The sequence below is a fragment of the Marinifilum sp. JC120 genome, assembly GCA_004923195.1.
Lineage (GTDB): Bacteria > Desulfobacterota > Desulfovibrionia > Desulfovibrionales > Desulfovibrionaceae > Maridesulfovibrio.
Genome location: RDSB01000003.1, coordinates 1 through 21,154, shown reverse-complemented (window position 1 = coordinate 21,154; position 21,154 = coordinate 1). Strand labels below are relative to the sequence as shown.

Annotated in this window: 23 protein-coding genes and 1 tRNA gene; 20 read left to right on the top strand and 4 right to left on the bottom strand. The window is 47.0% G+C overall.

Annotated features, from left to right (window positions below; translation table 11 throughout):
* Nucleotides 1–12 precede the first annotated feature (12 nt).
* Nucleotides 13–1,362 (bottom strand): DEAD/DEAH box helicase, encoded by a 1,350-nt coding sequence (locus tag D0S45_04210; protein TIH18429.1) that lies wholly within the window; start codon nt 1,360–1,362, stop codon nt 13–15.
* Between the two features lie 215 nt (nt 1,363–1,577).
* Between D0S45_04210 and D0S45_04205 the strand changes: the two genes are divergently transcribed.
* Entirely contained in the window at nt 1,578–2,411 is an 834-nt protein-coding gene (locus D0S45_04205; GenBank protein TIH18428.1) for a class I SAM-dependent methyltransferase, read from the top strand.
* Between the two features lie 102 nt (nt 2,412–2,513).
* Here the strand turns inward: D0S45_04205 and D0S45_04200 are convergent.
* Nucleotides 2,514–2,606: transfer RNA gene (locus D0S45_04200), tRNA-Ser, on the bottom strand.
* Between the two features lie 262 nt (nt 2,607–2,868).
* On the opposite strand from D0S45_04200, the gene D0S45_04195 reads away from it, so the two are divergent.
* On the top strand, nt 2,869–4,104 hold the full coding sequence (locus D0S45_04195) for a phosphatidylserine decarboxylase (protein ID TIH18427.1): 1,236 nt from the start codon (nt 2,869–2,871) through the stop codon (nt 4,102–4,104).
* A 70-nt stretch (nt 4,105–4,174) separates the two neighbouring features.
* Complete coding sequence (locus D0S45_04190) at nt 4,175–4,579, top strand: hypothetical protein (protein TIH18426.1); 405 nt, start codon at nt 4,175–4,177, stop codon at nt 4,577–4,579.
* Nucleotides 4,580–4,625: 46 nt separating this feature from the next.
* Here the strand turns inward: D0S45_04190 and D0S45_04185 are convergent, their stop codons facing one another.
* Both D0S45_04185 and D0S45_04180 read right to left on the bottom strand, forming a co-directional pair.
* Entirely contained in the window at nt 4,626–5,132 is a 507-nt protein-coding gene (locus D0S45_04185; protein ID TIH18425.1) for a nucleoside deaminase, read from the bottom strand.
* Between the two features lie 51 nt (nt 5,133–5,183).
* Nucleotides 5,184–5,993 (bottom strand): phosphoribosylformylglycinamidine synthase subunit PurQ, encoded by an 810-nt coding sequence (locus D0S45_04180; protein ID TIH18424.1) that lies wholly within the window; start codon nt 5,991–5,993, stop codon nt 5,184–5,186.
* 286 nt (nt 5,994–6,279) lie between these two features.
* Between D0S45_04180 and D0S45_04175 the strand changes: the two genes are divergently transcribed.
* From D0S45_04175 to D0S45_04095, 17 genes are all read left to right on the top strand, one after another.
* The gene (locus D0S45_04175) at nt 6,280–7,911 is read left to right on the top strand and encodes a CTP synthase (GenBank protein ID TIH18423.1); all 1,632 of its coding nucleotides are present in this window, start codon (nt 6,280–6,282) and stop codon (nt 7,909–7,911) included.
* Nucleotides 7,912–7,986: 75 nt separating this feature from the next.
* Complete coding sequence (locus D0S45_04170; GenBank protein ID TIH18422.1) at nt 7,987–8,799, top strand: 3-deoxy-8-phosphooctulonate synthase; 813 nt, start codon at nt 7,987–7,989, stop codon at nt 8,797–8,799.
* Nucleotides 8,789–9,310, top strand: coding sequence for an HAD-IIIA family hydrolase (locus D0S45_04165; GenBank protein TIH18421.1), 522 nt, complete (start codon nt 8,789–8,791; stop codon nt 9,308–9,310). Before D0S45_04170 ends, D0S45_04165 begins: the two co-directional genes overlap by 11 nt.
* The gene (gene lptC / locus D0S45_04160; GenBank protein TIH18420.1) at nt 9,311–9,901 is read left to right on the top strand and encodes an LPS export ABC transporter periplasmic protein LptC; all 591 of its coding nucleotides are present in this window, start codon (nt 9,311–9,313) and stop codon (nt 9,899–9,901) included.
* A 14-nt stretch (nt 9,902–9,915) separates the two neighbouring features.
* Nucleotides 9,916–11,541 carry an LPS ABC transporter substrate-binding protein LptA gene (locus D0S45_04155; protein ID TIH18419.1) on the top strand — a complete coding sequence of 542 codons (1,626 nt, stop codon included), beginning with the start codon at nt 9,916–9,918 and terminating at the stop codon, nt 11,539–11,541.
* 150 nt (nt 11,542–11,691) lie between these two features.
* A complete protein-coding gene (gene lptB / locus D0S45_04150) occupies nt 11,692–12,414 on the top strand; it encodes an LPS export ABC transporter ATP-binding protein (protein TIH18418.1) in 723 nt (240 codons plus the stop codon).
* A gap of 318 nt (nt 12,415–12,732) precedes the next feature.
* On the top strand, nt 12,733–14,148 hold the full coding sequence (rpoN, locus tag D0S45_04145) for an RNA polymerase sigma-54 factor (GenBank protein TIH18417.1): 1,416 nt from the start codon (nt 12,733–12,735) through the stop codon (nt 14,146–14,148).
* A 51-nt stretch (nt 14,149–14,199) separates the two neighbouring features.
* The gene (gene raiA / locus D0S45_04140; GenBank protein ID TIH18416.1) at nt 14,200–14,736 is read left to right on the top strand and encodes a ribosome-associated translation inhibitor RaiA; all 537 of its coding nucleotides are present in this window, start codon (nt 14,200–14,202) and stop codon (nt 14,734–14,736) included.
* Nucleotides 14,737–14,739: 3 nt separating this feature from the next.
* Entirely contained in the window at nt 14,740–15,189 is a 450-nt protein-coding gene (locus D0S45_04135; GenBank protein ID TIH18415.1) for a PTS sugar transporter subunit IIA, read from the top strand.
* 97 nt (nt 15,190–15,286) lie between these two features.
* Nucleotides 15,287–16,168 carry an RNase adapter RapZ gene (rapZ, locus tag D0S45_04130; GenBank protein ID TIH18414.1) on the top strand — a complete coding sequence of 294 codons (882 nt, stop codon included), beginning with the start codon at nt 15,287–15,289 and terminating at the stop codon, nt 16,166–16,168.
* A gap of 30 nt (nt 16,169–16,198) precedes the next feature.
* On the top strand, nt 16,199–16,627 hold the full coding sequence (locus D0S45_04125; protein TIH18413.1) for a PTS sugar transporter subunit IIA: 429 nt from the start codon (nt 16,199–16,201) through the stop codon (nt 16,625–16,627).
* A gap of 3 nt (nt 16,628–16,630) precedes the next feature.
* The gene (locus D0S45_04120; GenBank protein ID TIH18412.1) at nt 16,631–17,092 is read left to right on the top strand and encodes a PTS mannose/fructose/sorbose transporter subunit IIB; all 462 of its coding nucleotides are present in this window, start codon (nt 16,631–16,633) and stop codon (nt 17,090–17,092) included.
* A 34-nt stretch (nt 17,093–17,126) separates the two neighbouring features.
* On the top strand, nt 17,127–17,804 hold the full coding sequence (locus D0S45_04115; protein TIH18411.1) for a hypothetical protein: 678 nt from the start codon (nt 17,127–17,129) through the stop codon (nt 17,802–17,804).
* A gap of 76 nt (nt 17,805–17,880) precedes the next feature.
* Complete coding sequence (locus D0S45_04110) at nt 17,881–18,801, top strand: manganese-dependent inorganic pyrophosphatase (GenBank protein ID TIH18410.1); 921 nt, start codon at nt 17,881–17,883, stop codon at nt 18,799–18,801.
* A 165-nt stretch (nt 18,802–18,966) separates the two neighbouring features.
* Nucleotides 18,967–19,194: a MoaD/ThiS family protein gene (locus D0S45_04105; protein ID TIH18409.1), complete on the top strand. Its 228-nt coding sequence runs from the start codon at nt 18,967–18,969 to the stop codon at nt 19,192–19,194.
* Nucleotides 19,195–19,323: 129 nt separating this feature from the next.
* A complete protein-coding gene (locus tag D0S45_04100; protein TIH18408.1) occupies nt 19,324–19,677 on the top strand; it encodes an aspartate 1-decarboxylase in 354 nt (117 codons plus the stop codon).
* 83 nt (nt 19,678–19,760) lie between these two features.
* Nucleotides 19,761–20,771: a PEGA domain-containing protein gene (locus tag D0S45_04095; protein ID TIH18407.1), complete on the top strand. Its 1,011-nt coding sequence runs from the start codon at nt 19,761–19,763 to the stop codon at nt 20,769–20,771.
* The last annotated feature ends 383 nt before the right edge of the window (nt 20,772–21,154 follow it).

Genomic DNA, 21,154 nt, shown 5'->3' with positions numbered 1-21,154 from the left:
ATGGTAGGTTGTTTAAGCAATTTCCTCATAAATTTTCTGCCTAAGTCCCGCGCTGTGCTTCAAGACACCTACTTCAAGATCTACAAAGTCATATAGGCGTGGGCGTTTACCATCTTTGGGGCGCAGAATTCTGCCGATGATCTGGACTAGTCTGCCTTTGGATTTGATGGGGGAGCAGAGGAAAAGAGTAGAAAGTCCTGAACAATCGAATCCTTCACCAATCAGCGATGCGGTACTTGCCAGCACTTTGATTTTGCCAGCGTTTAGGTCTGATATGATTTCTTCACGTTCGCCTGTGGGAGTTTTTCCGGTCAGCACTGCCACTTCCACGCCTTGATCGAATAAAAGATCAGAGAGCGCGTCGAGATGGGCTGTGCGGTCGGCTACCATAAGCATGGTTCCGGGATTCTGCTTAAGTTCTTTTTTTACACAGGAAGCAATAATTTTGTTGCGCGGATAATCCTCAGCAATGGCAGTCATCATGAGCGGATATTCCTCAGACGCATTGCCGGCAAATTTGAATGCAGTTTCCACGGTGAAAATTTCCGGTTTGAGAATCGCCCCGGTATTGCGCAGCAGGTCAGGATTTACCCGGTGAACCACAGGGCCGAGGGTCATGTTGATCATCTTATCCAGACCGTCCGCGCGGTAAGGCGTTGCGGATAGTCCGGTCAGGTATTTTGCGTCGAAATTTTTGACTACTTTCTGAAAAGTACTGGCCGGGGTGCGATGGCACTCATCAACTATGATATGCCCGAATGTTTTTTTCAGGTCATCCAAACGGTTACGGGCAGTCTGAATGGTCGCCACTGTCAGCGGTTTGATCTTGAATTTGCCGCCACCAATCTGTCCGGCTTCAACCCCCAGAAACTGATTGATGCGATCAATCCATTGCAGCAGAAGTTCTTTGGTATGCACGATGATCAGGCAGGGCTGCTTGCGCTGGGCAATCAGGGCCAGAGCCATGACGGTTTTACCTGCCCCTGTGCCCGCTTCCAGTAGCCCTTGTGTCTGATTGGAAAAGGATTCCAGAGCTTCCTGTTGGTACGGCCGAAGTTCGCCCTTAAATGAAAAATCCACGGGATCAAGTTCCAGTCTTTTATCTTCATATGTCGGTTCCACGCCAGCGGCCTTGGCGATCTGATGAAGCTCAATGCCGAATCCGCGCGGGCAATGCAGTCTTTTCTTGCGGTCACCGGACCACATCTTGATAAATTTGGGAATACGTTTCCCGACTCGACCCCGGTATTTAATGGCGTTGAGGTAGTCTGGGTTCATCAAGGTCAGGGCTTCCTTGATCTCATCTATGAGTTCTTCGGGGGCGTCAGTAATGGTCAGGTCTTTTGAAATTTCGATCAGCATTGGCTCTCCTGTTGCTGCCCGGTTTATCTCAAGGCGAAGAGTAAGTCGACCATGTTTTTCGATAGCAAAAGAATGGCTTCAGTTTTGAAAGGTGCCAGTTTCGATTCATCTTTATTGACTTTCTTGTTTTATCTATTTAGTGGCACTAAAATAAGATTCGTATTCGAAGTTGGTGGGTTTGTGTAGATTGATAGTGCTGAATAAGGGGTGAAATAATGGAACTGACCGAAGCTGGTATAGACTGGAGCGAAGAATGGAAGCGTCTTTATGAGAATTCATCCATAGCCATGCGCAGATCAAGCAGACCTGCATATTGGAACAAGTGTGCGGATCGTTTCAGTGCCATGGATAACGGAGCTTTGGGGAGAGTTCGGGCCATTATGGAACATATTGGTCTCGACAGTACGAGAACAGTTCTAGACATAGGCTGTGGGCCTGGAAACCTGGCCGTGCCACTGGCAAAGCAGTCCGGGAGTGTCACCGCCTTGGACCCGGCGCAGTCCATGCTTGAAAATCTTGAGCAATTCGCACTGCGCGAAGGGGTGAATAATATAACCACCATCCCGAAAGGGTGGGAACAGGCGGTGAGGGATGGAGATATTGTTCCCCACGATCTTGTGCTTTCTTCCTATTCACTGATCATGGAAGACATGAGCGAAGCTCTTGCCGCCATGCATGAAACGGCCTTGGATACAGTGTGTATTTTTTGGTTCGCAGAGCGGGAGTGTTTCGGCTACGACAAGTTTTGGCCCGCACTTTTCGGGGAAAAATATTCAGCCGGACCGGATCATACTATTCTTTTGAATATCCTGAATTCCATGAATATACATCCTTTCGTAAAAATCTTTCCGTTGCAGCATGTAACCCGCTATTCATGCTTGGATGATGCCGTGCAATGCTGGGAAGATTCCTTGTATGCATCAGGCGCAAAGCATCGGGAAATTATCCGCGAAAAACTATTGGAATTACTTGATACGACTACGGAAACTCCGGTCATGCGGAGAGAAGTGCAATGTGCCATGACCTGGTGGAACAAGAAAAAGGCATAGCTCGCGGTATTTATGCTTGAGGTTGTCTAGAAATAAATATTTGATGAAATGCGGCAATGAAAAAGGGTTCAGGAAAATTTCCTGAACCCTTTATTTATTAGCTGGCGGAAAGGGTGGGATTCGAACCCACGTATGGTTTGACCCATAACCCGATTTCGAGTCGGGCGCGTTACGGCCGGACTTCGCTACCTTTCCGCTTTTATAAGCAAGGCCGATTCCGGCGATCCGGCCTTGGAAGGCAAAATTAATATACTTTCTTGTGGGGATTAGCAAGCTGAAATGGGCGTGCATCTTTAGGGATATTCAAAATATATATTAAATATTGGATAGATGCGGAGAGCGATCTCAAAGATGTTTTATGATTTCAGGGCAGCTCAATTTGTAGTATGCTTGAGTTTGTACTCTGTGTGTTCTCTGTATGGCCCGGTTAATTTATAATTTGCATGAGGGGGCGGTAATGAGCAAAAAAAGTGTGTCTTTGATTTTAAGCTGTCTGGTTCTTCTTTGTTTCCCATATGTTAGCTTCGGTGCAGACTACAACATTCCGGATGATTGCCCTTGCAAGGAGTCAATTTCAGAGTTGGTGGAATCTTATGAAGGGGATCAGGTTTTCAAACTGCTCATTGATGAAGCTTTTCAGAACATGCAGCCTGCCCCGAAAGGTTATCGCGCCGGGGGGAATCCGTGGCAGGGTAAATCGTTTGCGGATATGGTTCCTTTCTTTATTGATTGGTGCTCGTTTCTGCCTGAAGCCAAGGGGAGTTCGGATAACGGGCTTTTATATATCGAACAGATGGATCTCTTTGCTTACAAAAATCCGTTCGGAAGAGCCGCATTCCAGACTCATCCGGGTATTATGATTTTTGATAACTTCGCAAAGGAGCGCGGGGATTTTTTGAACAGTAAGGGGTCAACAAAATATGTGGCCCAGTGGCTGGCTGATCCTCGTATTGAAAAAGAAGAGTATGTTTTGCCTGACCCGAAGGCTGTTGATGGTGGATTCAAATCTTACAATGAATTTTTCTCACGGAAATTTAAGGATATAAATAAAGTACGCCCGCAGACAATGCCGGAGCGGGATTATGTGATCTCCGCGCCCACGGATGCCATTGTGAATACCATCCCGGCGAAGATTATTGCTGAGTCCGCCACAATCCCCACTAAGGGGATGCAGGTTTTGAATATCAAAAAAATGCTTGCCGGGTCGAAGTACTGGGAAAGGTTCGTGGGCGGAACTGCCATGTCGTGTATTTTGATGCCTAACACCTACCATCACTATCACGCGCCAGTGGGCGGGAAAGTTGTTGAGACTAGGCTCATTGATGGTGCTTTGCTGGGTATGGAAGATTTCCCGAAGTTCGTACCTACTACCGGAAATGTCGGATATTACGGAGCCAGTTTCGGTGCATTTGAAAGCTACCAGCGCGGTTACTTTATTATCGATACCGGCAAATACGGTTTGGTCGGGGTGGTGCCGGTGGGGCTGAGTACTGTTGGTTCAGTAATATTTGAGGATAAGTTTCTCAAGGCCAAAGGCCCTGTTGCAATTAAACGTGGCGATGAGCTTGGGCATTTCCTTTATGGCGGATCGCTGGTGATTCTGATTTTCGAGCCGGGTAAATACAAATCCGGGGCAATTAAGGTTCGTTTAGGGAACCAGATTGGGCTTTTTGATACCAACTCAAATGATTAGGTTACCTTGCCGTATGTTCAATAATAGATGTTTTGTGACTGATTGAAACATAGACAAAGGGAGAATGATTATGAAGGTAAGATTTACTCGGCGCAGTATCTTCAAAAGTATTGCTGCTGTTTCAGTTATGGTGTGCGTGCCGGTTATTGGTAGTGTTGCTTTGGCCGCGAAAGGAAAAGGTAAGGGACGCAAAAAAGATGAGCAGGACAGTGCCAAGGCTGAGCGGGAGCGTAAAAAAGAAGAGCGGGAAGCTCAACGCGAGCGTGATAAAGATCAACGGGAGAATTTGAAGAGTGAAAGAGAGGAAGATCGTGAAACCCGTAAGGAAGAATCAAAGGAAGAAAAAGAAAAGCGCAAAGAAGATGCTGCGGAAGAGCGTGATAGGCTGAAGGAAGAAAGGGATAACGAGCGTGAGGAGCGGAAGAGCAATAAGAAAAAAGATAAGAAAAACAAAACCAAAAAGAAAAAGAAATAAAAGAAGTTAAGTGATTATGAAGGCTGGCTATGAATAAAGTCAGCCTTCATTTTCTTTTACTTAGAAAAAAACTCTGTAAAATTTCCTTACACTCATCTTCACAAACCCCGCCGATAGTCCAGAATTTGTGGTTGGCGAAGGGGAGTTCTGTTCCTTCCAGATTGGATACTACAGCCCCGGCTTTAGGATCTGCTGCACCGAATACCACGCCACCTACCCGCGCGTGGATAATTGCACCAAGGCACATGATGCAGGGCTCTAACGTGACCACCAGAATGGTTCCTCGTGGCAATCGATAATTATTCAGCTTTTCGCAGGCGTTGCGAATGCAGTTGACTTCTGCATGTCCGGTGGGGTCGTTTTTAGTCAGGGGGGTGTTATTCCCGATTCCGATGAGTTCGCCTTCTGTCGTAAAAAGTGCCGCGCCAATGGGCACTTCATCGTGCTGACGGGCTTTGAAGGCTTCGCGCATAGCAATGTCCATCATGGAGCGCCAAGTCTGACCTTGCGGCGGCTGAGCGGGCGGGGTGCCTCTGGTGATAATATTTGTCATGATAAAAAAAGGGGAGAGCTAGAAACTCTCCCCTCTAGTTGTGATTGTGACTTACAAAGATTTAATATACTTCACGCCACCTTCGAGCAACGCCAGCCCGAGGGTAGGTATGTCGCCACGAGTCCACTTGGGGTGGTTGGTGGGGTGGTTGAATGCTTCGGGGTGGGGCATGAGCCCGAGAATGCGGCCAGTGGGATCGGTCAATCCTGCAATACCAAGCGGAGAACCGTTGGGGTTGGCAGGGTATTCCTGTGTTACATCGCCGGATTCGGGATCAATGTACTGCACTGCGTGAAGGTTGTTCTCCACGATTTTTTCCAGCATGGCATCATCGGCGGGGATGATTTTACCTTCACCATGACGTACTGGTACGTTCAGGGTGTCGATATCCTTGGTGAAAACGCAAGGGGAATCGGGGTTGGCCTTGAGGTGTACCCAGCGATCCTCGTATTTTGCCGAATCGTTGTAGCTGAGCGAAACCTGACGGGTGAAGTACTCACCGCCCACTGCGGGCAGCAGGCCGAGTTTGACCAGCAACTGGAATCCGTTACAGATTCCGAGGATTACGCCGCCGTCTTCAAAGAATTTTTTGATCTGATCCACAAGCGGGGTTCCGTCTGTGGTGTGGGCGTGTTTCCAGCGGAGCGCGGCAGCCTGTGCTGCTCCGAGGTCATCGCCATCGAGAAAGCCGCCGGGGAAAATCAGGTAATTATAACCTTCAAGAGTTTTTTTACCTGCGGCGAGATCGGAAAAATAAGTGACGTCAACTTCGTCTGCACCCGCTTTTTTAGCGGCATGAGCAGACTCGTGTTCACAGTTGGTTCCGTAACCGGTGATGACCAAAACTTTAACGCGGGCCATATATTTTTGTCCTCCAGATGTTGACAATAGAAATATTCCAAGACTATCTAATGCGTGTTTGAAGAGAGGAACATAATTGCGGGTCAGCTTTCCGTCAACAGTCTATATTCCTCAGGACGTACCGCTAACACATTTTTTTTAAGTGGGATACGCCTGAATATGGGATTGTTAACGGGTTGGGTCTCTTTTTGTGTTTTTTCTTATTTACTGACTTTATTCGCTGTCCATTTTGTTTTATGTAACAGCGATATTTAAAATAAATTGTCCGCCACGGGACAGGAGCGTTATGAAAACCAAATTTATATTCATCACCGGGGGCGTGTTGTCCTCACTTGGTAAAGGGCTTGCAGCAGCATCCATCGGGGCACTTCTTAAAGCCAGAGGGATGACCGCAACCATTCAGAAGCTTGATCCTTATATCAATGTTGACCCCGGTACCATGAACCCCTTTCAGCACGGGGAAGTTTACGTAACTGACGACGGCGCGGAAACCGACCTCGACCTCGGTCACTATGAACGTTACCTTGGCGTTCCGCTTAGCCAGAAAAACAACATGACTTCCGGTCGTGTTTATCACAACGTAATCACCAAAGAACGTCGTGGCGATTACCTCGGCGGCACCGTACAGGTTATTCCGCACATTACTGATGAGATCAAGAACGCCGTGAAAAATGTTCCCAACGGCGAGGACGTGGCCCTCATCGAGATCGGCGGTACTGTTGGTGATATTGAAGGTCTTCCTTTTCTTGAAGCTATCCGTCAGCTGCGCTCCGAACTGGGCAGCGAGAATGTGCTTTATATTCACCTGACCCTCGTTCCTTATCTTGCCGCAGCGGGCGAAGTAAAAACCAAGCCTACCCAGCACTCTGTTAAAGAACTGCGTGGAATTGGTATTCATCCTGATATTATTCTCTGTCGTAGTGAAGTTGATCTGGATGAAGATATCAAACGCAAGATTGCACTTTTTTGTGACGTTGACCGTGACGCGGTTTTCACTGCTGTTGATGTTAAGTCTATTTACCAGCTTCCGCTCAGCTTTTATAACGAAGGGCTGGACCAGAAGATCGCCATTCTGCTCAAGCTTCCGGCCAAGAATTGCAATCTTGAGCCATGGAAAAAACTTAATCATATTCTTGAGCATCCCAAGGGTGAAACCACAATCGGCATTGTCGGTAAATATGTGGACCTCAAGGAAGCATACAAGTCATTGCACGAAGCCCTTATCCACGGCGGTGTTGCTAACGAGGTTAGGGTTAACCTGCGTTACATAAATTCTGAAGAGATTACTTCTGAAAATGTCAAGGAAAAGATGGCCGGCATTGACGGTGTACTCGTTCCCGGCGGTTTCGGTAACCGTGGTGTTGAAGGCAAAATTACTACCATCCAGTATGCCCGTGAAAATAAGGTTCCTTTCTTTGGAATCTGCCTCGGTATGCAGTGTGCTGTGATTGAATATGCCCGCAACGTTCTGGGGCTTAAGGATGCTAATTCTGAAGAGTTCAATCCTAATGGTTCTGACAATGTCATCTACCTGATGAAAGAATGGTACGATTACCGTACTAAGAAGACTGAAAGCCGTTGCGAAGAAAGTGACAAGGGCGGCACCATGCGTCTTGGTGCGTATCCATGTAAGGTTGTTGAAGGCACCAAAGCTATGGATGCTTACGGCGAAACTGAAATTCAGGAGCGCCATCGTCACCGTTATGAATTCAACAAAGAAAAATTCGCGGATCAGCTTGTTGAAGCTGGTCTAGTTCTGAGTGGTCTTTCCCCGGACGAAGCTCTGGTTGAGATCGTAGAAGTTCCCGATCATCCGTGGTTCCTTGGCTGCCAGTTCCACCCGGAATTTAAGTCTACTCCCATGAATGCTCATCCGCTGTTCAGGGATTTCATCAAGGCTGCCTGCGATAATAAATAAAAATTAACTTTTGATTGCCCGGAAGCACTGGTATGCGGTGTTTCCGGGCAACCTTATATCTGGAGGGTAGTCTTTTTGACCCCCGATGAATTATATCAGAAAAGTTTGCAGGGGCCGTTTGTTCTGGCGGGACCTTGCGCACTGGAAACCATAGATGTCGCCCTGCGCGCCGCAGAAGTGCTGGCAGACATCGCTTCCCGTCTTGATGTGACGGTAATTTTCAAAAGCTCTTTCGACAAAGCTAATCGGACCTCCATGACTTCTTTCAGGGGACCGGGCATGGAGGAAGGGCTTAAATGGTTGCAGCGGGTGAAAGACGAAACCGGTCTGCCCGTAGTCACCGACATTCATACTCCGGATCAGGCCGTGCCTGTGGGCGAAGTGGCCGATGTGATCCAGATTCCCGCATTTCTCTGCCGTCAGACTGACCTTCTAGTTGCCGCCGCTAATACCGGACGGGTCATCAACGTAAAGAAGGGCCAGTTTCTTGCGCCCCATGAAATGCGTCATGTGGTGAACAAGCTGCGTGAAGCCGGAAATGAGCGTATTTGGCTCACCGAGCGCGGTTCCTCCTTCGGTTACAACAATCTCGTAGTGGATATGCGTTCCATGGCGATCATGAAAGAACTGGGCTGTCCGGTGGTTTTTGATGCCACCCATTCAGTGCAGCTTCCCGGCGGTTTGGACGGTAAGTCCGGCGGTCAGCGTGAGTTCGTCCCTGTGCTTTCCCGTGCAGCCATTGCTGCGGGTGCATCCGGTGTGTTTATGGAAACTCATCCCGACCCGGACTGCGCTCTTTGTGACGGTCCCAACAGCTGGCCCCTTGATCGAGCAGAAGACCTGATCAAGGATCTTCTGGCCGGATGGAGTGTAGATTATGTCTGCTAGACAGCGTGCAGAAAAAATTAAATTGCTTATCCTTGATGTGGATGGAGTGCTCACTGACGGCGGTCTTTATTACGATCATGAAGGCAATGTCGTGAAGCGTTTTAATGTTCAGGACGGTCTTGGTATTAAATTCGCGCAAAAGGCGGGCATCGAGTTGGCGGTAATCACCGGGCTGAACCACGGTGCGGTTGAAAAGCGTGTTACTGAGCTTGGAATTACCGAATATTACCCCGGACAGCGTGAAAAACTTCCTTTTTATGAAAGGCTGCTTAAGGAAAAGGGGCTGAAAGACGAAGAAGTCGCTTACGTTGGCGATGACTGGATCGATGCTCCGGTTATGGTCCGTGTGGGATTGCCCATGGCTGTGAAAAATGCTCAGCCTGAAATTTTCGGAATATCCAAATGGATATCCAGCCGCGAGGGCGGTCAGGGTGCCGTGCGCGAAGCGATTTCTTTTATCCTTGACGCTCAGGGCAAGCTGAATGAAATTTGGAAAGAGTGGGCAGGCTAGATGGGCCGTATCGGCTTGGTTTTATCTTTGATTCTATCCCTGTCTCTCGGGGTCTGCGCTGGAACTCTGCTGGGTAAGAAATATGGAACCTTTCCGCATATGGCACGTGATGTTGTGGAAAATCCGCTTCTTTCCAATAAAAATCAGTCTGATATTTCCGCTGAGGAAATTGAGCTGATACAGGGGACAGGCGGCGATATTGAGTGGATTCTGAGGGCCGGAAGTGCCGACTATGATCAGGAAAAAGGGTTGGTCATAGCCGACAAACCTCGGGTCACATACTATCTTGGCCGGGATCGCAAAGAAGTTTTTGTCAGCGCCCTGCATGGCGAGGTCAGCCAGAAAGGCGAAGGCCTCAAGCTCTGGGATAATGTTAAGGGTCATTATGGTGATATGGGTCTTGTTGCCGAACGCCTTGACTTTAAACCCAAAGACAACCTGCTTTTTCTTGAAGGTAATGTAAAAGTGCAGAGTCCTACTGTTTATATTACTGCCAAACGGGTCAAGGTGGACCTTGTCACTCGTGAAATAATGATTGAAGACGGATTGGAAGCCCTGATTTCACCGGACATGGTGGTAATGCCTCAATAGAAGCGAGCATTCATTTGATTAATATAGCTGAAAAAAGTTCATTGTTTAGCGGTAGGTCCGCATCTGCATTGCTTTCTCCCGCCATTGTCTGCGCGGTGTTCATTCTTGTTTTTATTTTTGCTGGAACATCTGCCCATGCCTACGAAAAGTCTGAGCTGAAGATTGCCCGGACCATTGCCAATGTCCGCGCAAAGCCCGATTTGAAAGGGCCTGTAGTTTGGGTTCTTTCTCCGGCGGAAAGTTTTCTGGTCGGCAAGGTTCAGGGTAATTGGTATCCGGTTTATCCTGCCTCTGATGAAAAGGATGTGGCTCCTGTGGGCTATGTCTCCCGCAAGGTGGTTGTTCCTGCTGCTCCTGATAGTCCTTTGGTGGACTGGGGTGATATTCGTTATGTGGGCAAGGATCTCAAATACCATCTGGAACGGACCGTGAAGTCTTCAACCGGGGGCATGCTGAAATCAGGTGACAAGATTAAGGTCGGTTTTCTCAAAGACGGCTGGTATGCAATTTTTAAGGCTGAGGCAAAAGTAGGTTCCGAAGCTGATGCTCTTGGATATGTAAAACAGAGCGATATTGATATTGTTAATGATGACGCACGTATCCGCTATGCTGTGCGCAGAATTAATGTAATTGAAAAGCCTGTGGCCACTTCAAAGGCTGTGGGGGTGCTTAGCCCCGGACACCGTGCACAGGTTGGTACAGATAAGGGTGGCATGTATGCCCTTTACCGCATTGATGCCATGGTCAAAAAGGAAACTCCGGTTTGGGGTTATGCTTGGGGGCCGTTTCTCGCTCCTTATCCCAAGAGTCTGGAAAAAGCTCAGATGGCCGGGATAGATGCCCGTAAGGCTGAGATCAAGGCTGAAAAGACAAAAAAGGCAAAGCAGGAAATTAAAAGGAGCGGTGAGTTGGCTGCCATGGAAGAAGCCATGGACGAGATGCTGCTGGCTCCGGTTCAGACTAAAATAATGTACGCCACTGCGGTTCTCAATGTTCGTTCTGAACCAAACGCCAAGTCTTTAATAGTGGACAAGCTTGAACTTGGTGAGGGCGTTAGCGTCGGGCAGGAAGAAGGGAAATGGTATCCTGTTTTCAAGCCCGGAAAAGATAATGAATTGAAACGGGTCGGCTATGTTTTCGGTACTTATATCAAGGCCGAAGCTCCAGTTGTGAAAAAGGAAAAGCCGCGCAAGAAACGTGTTCCTGGTGGACCGGATGAAGTACCTATCAAGATCACTTCCACTAAGATGACCTTCAGCGAGAATCGTAACCGGATTACTTTTTCCGGCAATGTTAAGGTTGTACGTTTGGACGTAACTCTTACTTCTGAAACTCTGACGGCTCATTTGAGGCCGGAGGGGGATTCCCTTACCGACACTCAGGATAAGATTAAAAAGATCGTAGCCGGCGGTAATGTCAAGGTGTCCATGAAGAAGCGCAAAGGGAAGTGTGACAAGCTGACCTACGTGGTGGGCGATTCCATTATTTATATGAACGGGAATGCTGAGTTGCAGGACGGTCCCAATCTTATTCAGGGTGATGAGATCAAATTTTATCTGAAAGACAACCGCGCCGAAGTTGTGGGCGGCAACAAGCCTATTGAGGCCATTTTCTATACTCCCAAGAATGTGTCGCCTTAGATTGCAGGGGAATTTGATTAAAGTGCTGGTTTAGATATTTCCTGTTGTAACTAATAGGGATTCCAAAGGGGCTTAGCTCCTTTGGCCGCCGGAGGCGAAACATAATCGTCAAAAGCGCGAAGCGCATCAAAATTTAATTACAGGAAAAGTATGTCTTCGATTATCGCCAAGAAACTGGTCAAAAACTATGGACCTAAAGAGGTTGTCCGCGGAATCGGGCTGACTGTGCGTGAGGGCGAGGTTGTGGGACTGCTTGGTCCTAACGGAGCCGGTAAAACCACAACGTTTTACATGCTTGTGGGTGTGGTTAAACCCACGTTCGGTGATGTTTATTTCAATAAGCAATTAATAACCCGGCTTCCTTTGCATGAGCGGGCACGTCTTGGGCTTAGTTATCTTCCGCAAGAAAGTTCCATTTTCAAGAAACTTTCCGTGCGTAAGAATCTTGAAATTATTATTGAGCATACTGGTCTTTCCGGCAAAGCCGTCCCCAAAAGGGCGGATGAATTGCTTGATCAGCTGGGCATCCTCCGTTTGGCAGATCAGAAGGCCATGTATCTCTCCGGTGGTGAACGCCGTCGTCTTGAAATTGCAAGGGCCATGATCAATGATCCGAAGTTCATTTTGCTTGATGAACCCTTTGCCGGGATTGATCCCATCGCGGTTATTGATATTCAGGACATCATTTCCTCGCTTAAAGATATGGGATTGGGAATTCTTATTTCCGACCACAACGTGCGTGAAACCCTTTCCATCTGTGACCGGGCTTATCTGGTTTATGAGGGTAGGGTTATCCTGAATGGTTCTCCTGAAAGTATTGTGAAAAACACCAAGGCGCGCAGGCTGTACTTGGGTGATAGTTTCAGTCTCTAGATTTGTGTATCGAATTCATTTGTGCGAGCCGGGTCCCGTTTGGGTCTCGGCTCGTTTTTTTGGTACAAAGTTTGATGAATTTTACCTTTGTTGATTTACAGTCCGCCCGAACATTGGTACACTTTTTTCATATACAAATTCTGTATGTAAAAAATCCATAAAATTCAGATAATTCAGAGGTCTTAGTTGCATCTTGCATTTGGATGTGGCATAGTAAAGTCAAGGCTGAGGCAGAATAAAAAGACTTTTTCTTGCTTTAGTGTGCAACTAGCTGAAATAAATTGAATTCGAGAATATATTACAAGGTGGCCTGAATATATGGGATTGGAACTTAGACAACAATTAAAGCTTACTCAACAGCTGGTCATGACTCCCCAGTTGCAGCAGGCGATTAAGTTGTTGCAGCTTTCCCGATTGGAGCTGTTGGATAGTGTCCATCAGGAACTCATGGAGAATCCTATCCTTGAAGAAGCTGAAGCGCAGGAGCGTACTGACGCCGCTGATGCTGACGCAGGCACCGCTACAGCCGAAGAAGCACAAATTTCTAAGGAAGCCGAATGGGAAAACTATCTCGGCGAATTCTCCAGTACATCAAAGCAGTCCGCTTCCCGCGAGTCTGAATCTTATGAAGAAGGAACTTCATTTGAAGCGCGTTTAACCAAGTCCGCCTCCCTTGAAGGACATCTGCATTGGCAGATGAGCCTCTCCGATTTTACCGAGAAAGAAAAGGTCATCGGCGAATGCCTTATGGGCAATTTAAGTTCGGGAGGTTTTTTACGGATAGACTTGGAAGATGTATGTGAAACATGCTATGCTGAAATCGAAGACGTAGAAAAGGTATTGTACCGTATTCAGCGTTTTGATCCGGTAGGCGTGGCGGCAAGGACTCCGCAGGAATGTCTGCTTATCCAGATGGAAGCCTTGAAGCTTGATGATGATCCGATCTTGGTCTCGCTGGTCCGGGATCATCTGGATGATCTTGAAAAGAAGCGCTACAAGCCGCTGGCTCGGAAGTTCAAGCTCAGCATGGAGGATTTAAAGAGTTACCTAGACTTGATGCAGACACTTGATCCCCTGCCCGGAGCAAGTTTTTCAAGCGGAGACTCTTTCTATGTCAGTCCCGATGCTTATGTTTATGAATATGATGGTGATTTTGTCATTGTTCTGAACGAAGACGGTCTTCCAAAGTTGCAGATGAATGCATTTTACGTGGAGACGCTGGCATCAACAAAGGGAGAGGATAAGGAATATTTTCAGGATAAGATGCGGTCTGCGCAATGGCTGATGAAGAGTCTGTATCAGCGGCAGCGCACCTTATACAAAGTTCTCGAGTCTATAGTTAGGTTTCAGCGCGGTTTTTTTGCTCACGGTGTCACCAAGCTTAAACCGCTTATCCTCAAGGAGGTTGCGGAAGACATCGAGATGCATGAATCCACAGTGAGTCGAATTACAACGAATAAATATGTTTCGACTCCCCATGGAATTTATGAACTTAAATTTTTCTTTAATAGCGCTCTCGGTCTGGATGACGGATCTCAGGTCGGTTCCGAGTCCGTCAAGGCTACGATCAAGAAGTTGATCGGCGAAGAAGATGGAAAGAAACCCCTCAGCGACGAGAAGATCGCCGAGATTCTCAAAGAGAAGCTGGAAGTCAATATCGCTAGAAGGACCGTCGCTAAGTATAGGACTGCAATGGGGATACTCTCCTCATCCAAAAGGAAGAAGGTTTTCTAGTGTAGTCCGGAGAAATCAAAGCATATTCACCCTTTACTAAGGAGGCTCTTTATGAACGTAGCATTTACTTTTAAGAATTTCGACGCATCCGAACATCTTAAGGAATATGCAAACAGCCGTTTCTCCAAGTTGGTAAAGTACGTTAGCAATCCTGAAAACACTGATATGCAGGTGAATCTGTCAGTGGATAAGTTCAGGCATGTTGCTGAAGTCGTTTTCACCTCCGACCATTTACATGTTTCAGCTTACGAAGTGTCCGAGGATATGTATTCCACCGTGGATATGGTCTTGGATAAGCTCGAAGCCCAGCTTCGACGTGCAAATGAAAAGATGAGAAGTCACAGGCGTAAGGAGGCAGCTCCTGCCCGTATGGACATTCTCAGTTATGGAGAGGAAGAGTATAGGGAACCTGTGATTGTGGAGTCCGACTCTTTTGTTCCCAAGCCTATGAGTATTGATGAAGCAGCAGAGCAGCTTCAGACTCTTGACCATGAATTCCTCGTATTCCGCAATGCGGATAACGAAGCTATAAATGTAATCTACCGCCGCAATAATGGCGATTTCGGTTTAATTGACCCGGGATACTAACTGATGAATATAACTGATAATCTGGCGAAGGACCTTGTTCTTCATGAACTACAGGCCTCTAATAAGAGTGAAGTTCTGAAGGAAATGGTTTCCACCCTCAAGGCCGCAGGTCTGGAAGTGGATGTGGACAATGCCCTTAAGGTCCTTAATGATCGTGAAAAACTTGGAACAACCGGAATAGGGGATGGCATAGCCATCCCCCACGGTAAACTGGAATGTCTTGAAGAGATTGTTGTTATTGTCGGCCGCTCCAGTGAGGGTGTCGACTTTGAATCTCTGGACATGCAGCCATGTAAGATATTCTTTATGGTACTGGCCCCCGAGCAGGGGGCCGGTGCCCATTTGAAGGTGCTGGCGCAGATTTCTCGTCAGCTTAAAGATGAAGCGTTCCGACAGGCATTCATAGATACCGGCGATAAGACAGAGTTGCTTAAGCTTCTCGGTCTCGACTAGATCCGGAACCTTACGGAATCAATGAAAATCAGATTAGCAATGAACTCAGGTCATTGCTAATTTTGTTTGTGGGCTATTGTGCAAGGAGGATACTGGGGTGGTTGATGTGGATTCCTTTCCTGTGATTGTTGTAACCGGGCTTTCGGGTGCCGGTAAATCTACTGTGCTGAAAGTCTTCGAGGATCTGCGTTTTTTCTGTGTCGACGGACTGCCCGCAGGTATGCTTCCACGTCTGGTTGAATTGTTCAATACTCGTGACAACGCTTATCGGGGACTGGTGCTGGGTATGGACCTGCGTCAGTTGGAATTTAGCGTTGACTGGGAAGCCACCCGCGAAGAGCTTATTTCCAAAGGATACCGTCCGAGTATTCTTTATCTTGAAGCCCGTTTGCCGGAATTGGTCCGCAGGTACGCTACAACACGTCGCTTGCATCCTCTGGAGTCGAGGGATATCGGATTGGAGCAGGCTCTTGAAAAGGAAAAGGAAGCGCTTGGCGAAGTTCGTAATCAGGCGGATTTGGTCATTGATACTACCACATATTCCATACATGATCTCCGTCGCAGGATTCAGGAGAAATGGGCTGAATTGAGCGAAAAGACCCGCGGACTGCGTGTTCACGTCATGTCTTTCGGCTTCAAACATGATGTGCCCACTGCTGCGGATATGGTCATGGATCTGCGCTTTTTGCCTAACCCGTATTTTGAAGAAGAGCTCCGTCCGCTCTCCGGTCAGGATCAAGCTATTTCCGATTACGTTTTAGGTGCGGAACCCGGTTCAATTTTTATTGAGAAATATCTCGATTTCATTCAATATGTGCTTCCTCTTTACGAGGCGGAAGGAAGATACAGGCTGACCATTGCCTTGGGCTGCACAGGTGGCCGCCATCGTTCCGTGGCCACTGCTGAAAGGGTATTTGCAACTCTCAAGGATAATGGTTATTCTGTTTCACTTGAGCACAAGCACATTCATTTAAAATAGTTTTTATAGTTGAATATATCGGGAATTTTGATGGGCACAGAATCTAGCAAAAACGGAATTGTTCTTGTTACCCATGGTAACTTCGGACAAGCGCTTATTGAAGCGGGTGAATTGATAGTCGGACCTCAGGAGGGAGTTCTTTCCCTTAGCGTTGATGTCTCGCAGGGTATTGACGCGGCTGTTGAATCTCTGAAAAACAATATTGCCGAAGTGAATAATGGGAATGGTGTTCTCATTCTTACCGATATGTTCGGTGGAACCCCTACCAATCTTAGTCTGTCTTTGTTGCAGGGGGATGATATAGAGGTTGTTACCGGGGTCAGCCTGCCTATGCTTCTCAAGGCGTTTCAGATGCGCAATGAATCCTTGCAGAAGATGGCCGAAGAGGTCAGCAAAGCCGCAGCCAAAGGGATTGTGATTGCTGGCGAAATGCTGCGAAAACGCACTTCAAAAGGGTAGGCCATGATGTGGGTGAGAATTGATAACCGTCTTGTCCATGGGCAGATTATTGAAACATGGCTTCCGTATACTCACGCAAAGCATATTATTGTGGTGAACGACGCCGTTGCCGGGGATGATTTGCAGCAGCAGATTATGTCGCTGGCTATTCCACAATCAGTAAAGTGTTCTTTCTGTTCTGTTGATGATTTGAGCGATAGAATTTCTGCTGTCGCTGATGTAAATGTCAGTACGATCATTCTTTTTTCTTCCTGTGCAGATGTGCGCCGTGCACTTGATTCCGGATTCGAGTTCAATACTGTAAATATTGGCAATATCCATTACGGTCCTGGCAAAAAACAAATTTCTCCCAGTGTGGCTCTGAGTTCAGATGATGAATCCTGTCTTCATTATTTTAAGGGGCAGGGCATTGAACTCGATTTCCGCTGCGTTCCCAATGATCCTGTTCAGGTGAGGTTTTCATGAGTCTGTTTCAAGGATTGGCGTTATCGTTTCCCGTATGGGTTGCGGCGATTGGTTTTTTTTTGCGATTTTTTCGCTCTTCCGCTTTACAATAAATCCCGGTTTTCTTGAGCGTCCCCTTGTGGTCGGTGCCCTATGGGGTGCCGTTACCGGAGATGTGGCTACAAGTCTTAAGATTGCCGTATTCTTCGAACTTTTCTGGCTGGATAACATCCCCGCCGGGACATATATTCCACCGCATATTTTGGCTCCCACGTTTGCCGCGCTGGCCCTGACCACTTCTTTTGCCTTTACCGAAGCCCGGCAGGTTATGGTCATCCTACTGGCTTGCCTTCCTCTTGCCCGTATCGGGTCCTGGGTGGATTCTTCACTCAGGCAATGGCATAATCGTGGGCATAATAAGCTTATCGGCTGGGCACGTAAGGGAAAGGCCGGTGATCAACTCCCGCAGAAACTGGTTTTTCAGTCTATTTTAAGAACTTTTGCTACTTCTTGGCTTTTTTTCTGGACAAGCACCATCATCCTTCATTATATCCTTTGTATATTTTTTCACAAATGGGGGCCATTGGTCGCCGCTGTGGATATGAAATGGTCTTTTTTATGGATTGCAGCCAGCCTCGGAGGTCTTTTGGCCCTGAGATTGCGTAAAGCTTACGCCACTTTTGTCTTCGGAGTGGTTATGTTCGGCTTTATTATCCTTGCCGGGATCATCTAGACTTGGCAGAAAAAGAAGATTGTGATAGAAGACACAAGCTCAATTAGCTACCACATTTCTTAGGAGGAAATTTATTATGGCTATTATCGCAGTAGGACACAAAAACCCCGATACCGATACCATTGCATCCGCAATCGCAATTGCTGACCTCTGGTCCAAAGCAAAAGAAGAAACCAAGGCTGTTTCACAGGGCGAACTCGCTCCTGAAACCGCTTTTGTTCTCGAAAAATTCGGTTGCGCTGCTCCCGAAATCATGACTGATGCTACCGATCAGAAAGTTATTCTCGTTGACCACTCTGACATTGCTCAGTCCATGGACAACCTTGATAAGGGTGAAGTTGTTGCAGTAGTTGACCACCACAAACTTGGTGACGTAACTACCCCCAACCCTCTCGAAATGTGGGTATGGCCTGTAGGCTGCACCGGTACCGTTATCAACGCAATGTACAAGTTCTACAATGTAGAAATCCCCAAGAACATTGCTGGCGTACTTCTCTGTGCAATCCTGTCTGACACCGTTATGTTCAAGTCCGTAACCTGCACCGAAGCTGACAAAGAAGCTGTTGCAGAACTGGCTAAGATTGCTGGTGTTGAAGACGTTATGGCTCTCGGAATGGAAATGTTCAATGTTAAGTCCGCAGTTGCCGGTGCTTCCATGAACGAACTTATCTTCCGTGACTACAAAGATTTCAACATGTCCGGCAAAAAAGTTGGCATCGGCCAGCTCGAAGTTGTTGACCTGTCTGTTTTCGACAACATCAAAGCTGATCTCTACGCTGAACTTGAAAAAGTTAAAGCTGACGGCCGTCACAGCTGTTTCCTGCTGCTGACCGACATCATGAAAGAAGGCTCTGAAATGCTCATCGTTTCTGACGACGCTTCCGTTGTTGAAAAAGCATTCGGCGTTGCTCCCGAAGGTACCAAAGTATACCTCGAAGGCGTAATGTCCCGCAAAAAGCAGGTTGTACCTAACTTCGAGAAAGCTTTCTCCGCATAAGTTAAGTTTACATCGCTTCTTTGGGTCCGGCAGGGTTTGCTCTGCCGGACCTTTTTTTTACAGGCTCGGCTGTTGATTTACTATATGATTTTTTTTACATTCAAGACTCAGTATCCGTCAGTGACAGGCTGATTGTGGTTTATCAATATATTCAAATGAGGTCTTATGAAAATTACTTTGCTCTGCTATGCAACCTTTGCTGTTAAAAGTCCCTCAGATTCTGAGGCCTTTCCTATTTCTGAAGGTGAAACCGTTACTGATGTTCTGAATAGAGTAGGCATCCCGGTTGATGAGGTTAAGATTATTTTCATAAATGGCGTTTCATCTAAATTTGATGCCGTTCTTAGTGATGGAGATAGGGTTGGATTATTTCCCGCAGTTGGTGGCGGTTGATTATTCTAATAGCTGAGTTGGCATATTCTTAGATAAATAAAGGCTTCATTTCTTATATTGATAATCTGTTGGCCTCATGGTATCCGCTTATCCGTTCAGGTAAATTAAATACCCCTGAAGGAGGAAATTATGGGCAGTCGTTGCCTTTTGAAGTCTAAGATCCACAGAGCGACCATCACCGACGCCAATGTCGATTATGAAGGTTCCATTTCAATTGATGTTGATCTGCTGGAAAAAGTGGGGATTCTTCCCTATGAGCGTGTTGATGTTTTAAACGTCAATAATGGAGAAAGACTCACTACCTACGCCATTGAAGGCGGTCCGGGTGAGTTTTGTCTGAACGGCGCAGCTGCGCACAAAGGCGAAGCCGGGCAGAAAATTATTATATGTTCCTACACGTGGCTGGATGAAGACGAACTCGCTCTTCATAAGCCGCGGGTTGTCCTGCTAGGTGACGGGAATAAGGTTAAGAAAGCTGAATAGCTCTATCAAAAAGGCGCGGAAAACCGCGCCTTTTTTTATTCCTATATATTATGTATAGAGTAGGCATCAAAAGGGAGGATACAATGAAGAAAAGGTTACTCGCGATATTTTGTGGTCTTACTTTGGCTGCCGGGTGTGCTCCGGTTGTTAAGACTCAGTCCATACCTGTCTCAACTAATCCCATGGGCGCGACTGTTTATGCAGATGGTAAGGTTGCCTGCACTTCTCCGTGCACAGTTGATCTGCCGCGCAATGCCGATCATATACTAACCGTAAAGAAAGATCAGTACCGCCAGCAAGATGTAATAATCAAACGTGTCTATCAGCAGGAAAAAGTAATGATGAAAGCTGTGTCTCAGGGCATGCAGTCGTCTTCTTATGCTGTGGGTAGCGGTGGTGATAAAACAGCTTGGGGTATGATGCAAGGTGTGAACTCCATTGATTCACAGGAGCAGACTGGTGATGCCTACGTATTGGCTCCGTCTGCGGTATCAGTTCGTCTTGTTCCTCTTACTGCTCAAGCTCAGTATGATATGACCGGATCAACTGCCCCGGATATGCAAAGTCTAACCACCACAGATCGTGCTCAGATCAGTTATATACTGGAGACCATGAAGTCTGGGACAGATTTTAACTGGACCAATTCTCAGACCGGTATCAAGTATAATGTAAAAGCAGGGGCCGCATTACCTGGTTATGATGCTCCCACCCGTTTTTTTATATTGAAGATGACTGCTCATGGTCAGACTGCAAATTATGATGCCAAGGCTAGCAGGGTAGGACAGGGGAAATGGACCATACTCGGTAATGGTGCTTCCACTTCTATGATTACTGACGATGGTAGTGGAGTGGAAACCTCTCAGCCCGCAACAATGAATAGCGATACATTTGTAAAGGATGCTGTTAAGGCCGGGGCTATGGCAGCTCCAACCATTCATGGTGGTGTTACAGCAAAAGGCGGCTCATCCAGCGAAGGGTGGGACGGAAATACATATACACAGAAGTCTTCTGAGACGAAAGTTAAGGCTGGAGTGAGTGTTAATCCGGCTCAGGCTCTCGAAGTTTTGGACATGCTTACTAATGATAAGAAGTAGTGAGTCAGTGTAAATACTAGTGTCAGGGCAGAAGTTCATCTTCTGCCCTTTTTATATGTAAAATCTGTGAATCCCTCTTAACCCGCACCACTAAGCCATTTACTTCATATGAGTGTAAATTAACTCTCAAATATACCACAAATAATTCAAAAACCCCTTGACCCCAATCTCTGTTTTACATAGAACCTCTTCCTCGGCTGATGACGGCCCTGAACGGGTGCAGCACAGCTGAGAATTTTTTTGACTGACCGGTCATTAAACGGTTGACAAACGGAACGGGTTTACATAGATTCCCAATCCGCGCTGAGCGAAAGCAAAGCACTGAGATCATTGAAAAAATATTTTGCGAGAACATTGAAATTAATGATTGACAGCGGCGGCTG

Coding starts and splice junctions, on each gene's coding strand:
- lptB (TIH18418.1), top strand. CDS start 11,692: ATGTCTTCGATTATCGCCAAGAAACTGGTCAAAAACTATGGACCTAAA.
- lptC (TIH18420.1), top strand. CDS start 9,311: ATGGGCCGTATCGGCTTGGTTTTATCTTTGATTCTATCCCTGTCTCTC.
- D0S45_04095 (TIH18407.1), top strand. CDS start 19,761: ATGAAGAAAAGGTTACTCGCGATATTTTGTGGTCTTACTTTGGCTGCC.
- D0S45_04110 (TIH18410.1), top strand. CDS start 17,881: ATGGCTATTATCGCAGTAGGACACAAAAACCCCGATACCGATACCATT.
- D0S45_04125 (TIH18413.1), top strand. CDS start 16,199: ATGGGCACAGAATCTAGCAAAAACGGAATTGTTCTTGTTACCCATGGT.
- D0S45_04135 (TIH18415.1), top strand. CDS start 14,740: ATGAATATAACTGATAATCTGGCGAAGGACCTTGTTCTTCATGAACTA.
- D0S45_04180 (TIH18424.1), bottom strand. CDS start 5,993: ATGGCCCGCGTTAAAGTTTTGGTCATCACCGGTTACGGAACCAACTGT.
- D0S45_04175 (TIH18423.1), top strand. CDS start 6,280: ATGAAAACCAAATTTATATTCATCACCGGGGGCGTGTTGTCCTCACTT.
- D0S45_04165 (TIH18421.1), top strand. CDS start 8,789: ATGTCTGCTAGACAGCGTGCAGAAAAAATTAAATTGCTTATCCTTGAT.
- D0S45_04105 (TIH18409.1), top strand. CDS start 18,967: ATGAAAATTACTTTGCTCTGCTATGCAACCTTTGCTGTTAAAAGTCCC.
- raiA (TIH18416.1), top strand. CDS start 14,200: ATGAACGTAGCATTTACTTTTAAGAATTTCGACGCATCCGAACATCTT.
- D0S45_04210 (TIH18429.1), bottom strand. CDS start 1,362: ATGCTGATCGAAATTTCAAAAGACCTGACCATTACTGACGCCCCCGAA.
- D0S45_04100 (TIH18408.1), top strand. CDS start 19,324: ATGGGCAGTCGTTGCCTTTTGAAGTCTAAGATCCACAGAGCGACCATC.
- D0S45_04195 (TIH18427.1), top strand. CDS start 2,869: ATGAGCAAAAAAAGTGTGTCTTTGATTTTAAGCTGTCTGGTTCTTCTT.
- D0S45_04120 (TIH18412.1), top strand. CDS start 16,631: ATGATGTGGGTGAGAATTGATAACCGTCTTGTCCATGGGCAGATTATT.
- D0S45_04205 (TIH18428.1), top strand. CDS start 1,578: ATGGAACTGACCGAAGCTGGTATAGACTGGAGCGAAGAATGGAAGCGT.
- D0S45_04185 (TIH18425.1), bottom strand. CDS start 5,132: ATGACAAATATTATCACCAGAGGCACCCCGCCCGCTCAGCCGCCGCAA.
- D0S45_04190 (TIH18426.1), top strand. CDS start 4,175: ATGAAGGTAAGATTTACTCGGCGCAGTATCTTCAAAAGTATTGCTGCT.
- rpoN (TIH18417.1), top strand. CDS start 12,733: ATGGGATTGGAACTTAGACAACAATTAAAGCTTACTCAACAGCTGGTC.
- D0S45_04115 (TIH18411.1), top strand. CDS start 17,127: ATGGGTTGCGGCGATTGGTTTTTTTTTGCGATTTTTTCGCTCTTCCGC.